At 66.4% G+C, this 4,540-nt stretch carries 2 protein-coding genes; one reads left to right on the top strand and one right to left on the bottom strand.

What is annotated here, in order from left to right:
* Positions 1-298: 298 nt before the first annotated feature.
* Entirely contained in the window at positions 299-2,386 is a 2,088-nt protein-coding gene (locus ACHFFA_RS07930; RefSeq protein ID WP_394270307.1) for a S9 family peptidase, read from the bottom strand.
* A gap of 203 nt (positions 2,387-2,589) precedes the next feature.
* Here ACHFFA_RS07930 and ACHFFA_RS07935 point away from each other — a divergent pair, with 203 nt between their 5' ends.
* Positions 2,590-4,395, top strand: coding sequence for an aminopeptidase P family protein (locus ACHFFA_RS07935; RefSeq protein ID WP_394270308.1), 1,806 nt, complete (start codon positions 2,590-2,592; stop codon positions 4,393-4,395).
* The last annotated feature ends 145 nt before the right edge of the window (positions 4,396-4,540 follow it).

Genomic DNA, 4,540 nt, shown 5'->3' on the forward strand with positions numbered 1-4,540 from the left:
TCTCTCATGGCGCAGCACGACCGCGACGAACCGGTCGCGATCCTGCGGCCGCGCGGCCGTCAGCCAATGCGCCACCGACGCATCCTAAATCCAGGTCACCCAGACCGCATTGTTGACATGGCCGAGTTCGTCGATGTGTCCGGCTGTGGCGGTGAAGGTCTGTTCGTAGGCTTTGCTCATGGCCGCAAGCCCCTCCCATTGCGGAGAGAGGTTGGGGTGGGGGCGGAGGCAATGCATTGGCAGGCCCCACCCCCGGCCCCTCCCCTGAAGAGGAGGGGGGAGGGCGCCGCCCCGCACATCACTGGGTCATGCCCATCTGCCACAGGATGAAAGCGTACTCCTCCGCCGTCTCGTAGAGCGAGGCGAAGCGGCCCGACTTGCCGCCATGGCCGGCACCCATGTTGGTCTTCAAGAGCAGTTCGTTGCTGTCGGTCTTCATGTCGCGCAGCTTGGCGACCCACTTGGCCGGCTCCCAGTAGGTGACGCGCGGATCGTTGAGCCCGGCGGTGACCAGCAGCGGCGGATAATCCTGCGCGATCACCTGATCGTAGGGCGAATAGCTGAGGATATAGGCGAAGGCCTGCTTGCTCTCGATAGGGTTGCCCCATTCGGGCCATTCGCCGGGCGTCAGCGGCAGGTCCTTGTCGAGCATGGTATTGAGCACGTCGACGAACGGAACATGCGCCACCACCGCGCCCCACAGGTCGGGATCGGTGTTGATCACCGCGCCCATCAGCTCTCCGCCGGCAGAGCCCCCGCTGGCCGTGACGCGGCCCTTGGCGGTGTAGCCCTTGTCGATCAGCCCCTTCGCCACGTCGACGAAATCGTTGAAGGTATTGGTGCGCTCGTTGAGCTTGCCTTGCAGATACCAGCGCCGGCCGAGATCGTCGCCGCCGCGGATATGCGCGATGGCATAGGCGAACCCGCGGTCCACCAGGCTGAGGCGGCTGGTCGAAAAGCCCGGCGGCGTCGCATAGCCATAGGCGCCATAGGCGTAGAGGTGTAGCGGCCCGCCCATCTTGCGGTCGGCCCGGCTGACGATGCTGACCGGCACCATCGTCCCGTCGCGCGCTGCGATCTCGATCCGCTCGACCCTGTATTTCGAGCCGTCATAGCCGCTGGGGATTTCCTGCTGCTTGAGCAGCTCGAGCTCGCCGGTGGCCACGTGATAGTCATAGACCGAATCCGGGGTGACCATCGATTCGTAGGCCAGCCGCAGGCGGTCGGTGTCGTATTCGGGATTGCTGTCGAGCCCGGTGGTGAAGCTCGCCTCGTTGAAGGCGATCGGCTTGATCCGGGCGGGGTCGGCATAATCGCGCAGCTGGATCTGATCGAGCCCGCGCAGGCGCCCCTCGGTGACGTAGAAGTCCTTGAACAGCGAAAAGCCATCGAGATAGAATTCGTCCGATCCGGGGACCAGCGTCGTCCATTCGCTTGGCCGCTCGAGACTGGCGGTGGCGAGGCGGAAGTTGACGTGCTGATCGTTGGTGTGGACGAACAGCGTGCCATCCCGCACGTCGACGTCGTATTCCACGCCCTTGCGGCGCGGGGCGACGAGGATCTGCTTGCCCGTGGGATCGTCGGCGCGCACCAGGCGGACTTCGCTGGTTTCGTTGTCGCCCGTGGCGATCACCAGCCAGTCTTCCTGTGCGGTGAGCCCGGTGCCGACGCCGAAGCCTTCGTCCTCGGTTTCCCGATAAAGCGTCACGTCCTGCGCGTTCGGCGTGCCGATCACGTGCAGCGTCGCATCATGCGTACGCCATTGCTCGGTCGAGAGGCCATAGACGATCCCGCGATCGTTCATCACCCAGGTGGGGCCAGACCGGGTGCCGGGGATCTCGTCGGGCAGCAGGTCGCCGGTCTGCAGGTCCTTGATCCGGATGGTGTAGCGTTCCGATCCGTTGGTATCGGTCGAATAGGCGAGATAGCGCCCGTTCTTCGATACCGAGAACGCACCGAGGCGGAAGTATTCGTGCCCTTCGGCCAGCGTGTTCTCGTCGAGCAGCAGCTCGTCCGCGCCGCCCGCCACCGGCTTGCGGTACCATTTGCGGTATTCCTGCCCCTCGTCGAACTTCGACCAGTACAGCCAGTCGCCATCCTTCTGCGGCACGGTGGAATCGTCTTCCTTGATCCGCGCCTTCATCTCTTCGTAAAGCGTTTCGACCAGCGGCTTGTGCGGCGCCATGCGGGTTTCGAACCAGGCATTCTCCGCCTTGACGTAATCCAGCACGTCCTCGTCATCGACCACCGGGTAGCTCTGATCCTTCAGCCAGTGATAGGGATCGGCGATGGTGATGCCGTGATGGCTGTAGGAATGGTCGCGCTTTTCGGCGACGGGCGGGGCGGCGGGCTTTGTCACTCGGGTTCCTTCGGCAGTTTGCGCCATCAGCGGAGCGCCCAGCGCAAGCGGGGCCGCAAGGAGACACGCGATCAGATGCTTGCTTGGCATGAATGCTACTCCGCTCGCGGCGCAAAGGTGGAAAGCCGCGCCGCCTTGGTCTAGACGGGGCGATGATTATGCTTGGGCGGATGATGCCGCAAGGCCGTATCCCCACCGGCCGGGCCGCCGCCACGGAAAAGGACGATATCATGCTGATGCAGACCCACGAGGCGCGCCTGGCCGCCCTGCGCACCGAACTGGCCCGGCGCGGACTGGACGGGTTCGTGGTGCCGATCTCGGATGAACACATGAGCGAATATGTCGGCAGCTATGCCCGGCGGCTGGAATGGCTCACCGGCTTCGGCGGCAGCGCCGGCAGCGCGGTGGTGCTGAAGGACGCGGCGGCCATGTTCACCGACGGGCGCTATACCGTGCAGGTGCGCGATCAGGTCGACGGCAAGCTTTATGCCTACGAGGACGTGCCGAAGACCTCGCCGGCGAAATGGATCGCCGCCACCGCCCAGCGGGGCGCGCGGATCGGCTACGATGCCTGGCTGCACGGGGTCAAATGGGCGGAGCAGGCGGCGGCGGTGCTGGCGGCCAAGGGGATCGAACTGGTCCCGGTCGACGGCAATCCGATCGATGCCGTGTGGGCCGATCGCCCGCAGCCGAGCGACGCGCCGGCCGTTCCTCATGAGGATCGCTTCGCCGGCCGTTCCAGCGCCGACAAGCGCGCGATGGTGGCCGACTGGCTGAAGCACGAGGGGCACAATGCGGCGGTTATCAGCGCGCTCGATTCGGTTGCCTGGCTGCTCAACATCCGCGGGGGCGACATCGCCAACACCCCGGTCGCGCTGTCCTACGTCATCGCCCATGCCGATGGCACCGCGGACCTGTTCATCGAGGCAGGCAAGGTCACGCCGCAACTGGTCCAGCATCTGGGCAACGCGGTGACGGTCCGCGAGCGGTCGGCGTTCGAGCCGGCGCTGGCCGCCCTGGCCGGCAAGACCGTGGCGGTCGATCCCGACAATGCCGTGGCGGCAGTGTTCCGCGCGCTCGAGGATAGCGGGGCAAAGGTCGTGCGGGCGACCGATCCGACCGTCTTGCCCAAGGCGATCAAGACCCCCGCCGAACAGCAGGGACACCGCGACGCCCAGGCGCGTGACGGGGCGGCGGTTGCGCGGTTCCTGCGCTGGCTGTCGGAAGAAGCGCCGAAGGGCGGGGTCGACGAATTGTCCGCCGCAGCGAAGCTGGCCGGGTTCCGCGGGCTCAGCCCGGATCTCAGGGATGCGAGCTTCGACACGATCAGCGCCGCCGGCCCGCACGCCGCGCTGCCGCATTACAAGGTCGACGAGGACAGCAACATCCCGATTCCTCCGTCGAGCATCTTCCTGTGCGATTCGGGCGGACAATATGCCGATGGCACCACCGACATCACCCGCACCGTGTGGATCGGCCCCGGCGAACCTTCGGCCGAGATGATCGACCGCAACACCCGGGTGCTCAAGGGTCATATCCAGCTGGCGACGGCGGTGTTTCCGGACGAGACGCCGGGCGGCGCGATCGACGCGCTGGCGCGGATGCACCTGTGGCAGGCCGGGCTCGACTATGGGCACGGTACGGGCCACGGCGTGGGCAGCTATCTCTCGGTCCACGAGGGACCGCAGCGGATCAGCAAGCCCGGCGGTGCCTTCCCCGGCACCGAGACGCCGCTGCGCGCAGGCATGATCCTCTCGAACGAGCCGGGCTACTACAAGGTTGGCGCCTATGGCATCCGGATCGAGAACCTGGTGCTGGTGGTGGAGGCCGCCGTCGAAGGGGCCGAAGGCACATACCTTGGCTTCGAGACGCTGACGCACGTCCCGCTCGACCGGCGGCTGGTCGACAAGACGATGCTGAGTGCGCGGGAAGTCGAATGGTGGAACGCCTACCATGCGCGGGTCGAGGAACTGCTGGCTCCGCAGCTTGATGGCGCCGACCTTTCCTGGCTGAAGGACGAGTGCCGGCCGCTGTAAAAGCCGCTGCTCGCCCCGCCTGCGGGGGCCCGGCCGCTATCGCATCAGCCCGCCGATAAGGTTGCGCACGAAGCGCCCGGCCAGCGCCCCGCCAAGGCCGGTGGCAATGGTGCCGGCGGCGGCACTGGCCGCGGTCTTGACCGGA

This window comes from Qipengyuania sp. (assembly GCF_043423005.1).
Classification (GTDB): domain Bacteria; phylum Pseudomonadota; class Alphaproteobacteria; order Sphingomonadales; family Sphingomonadaceae; genus Qipengyuania.

Excerpts from the sequence above, each read along its gene's own strand:
- ACHFFA_RS07930 (WP_394270307.1), bottom strand. The coding sequence starts at position 2,386 with ATGGCGCAAACTGCCGAAGGAACCCGAGTGACAAAGCCCGCCGCCCCG.
- ACHFFA_RS07935 (WP_394270308.1), top strand. The coding sequence starts at position 2,590 with ATGCTGATGCAGACCCACGAGGCGCGCCTGGCCGCCCTGCGCACCGAA.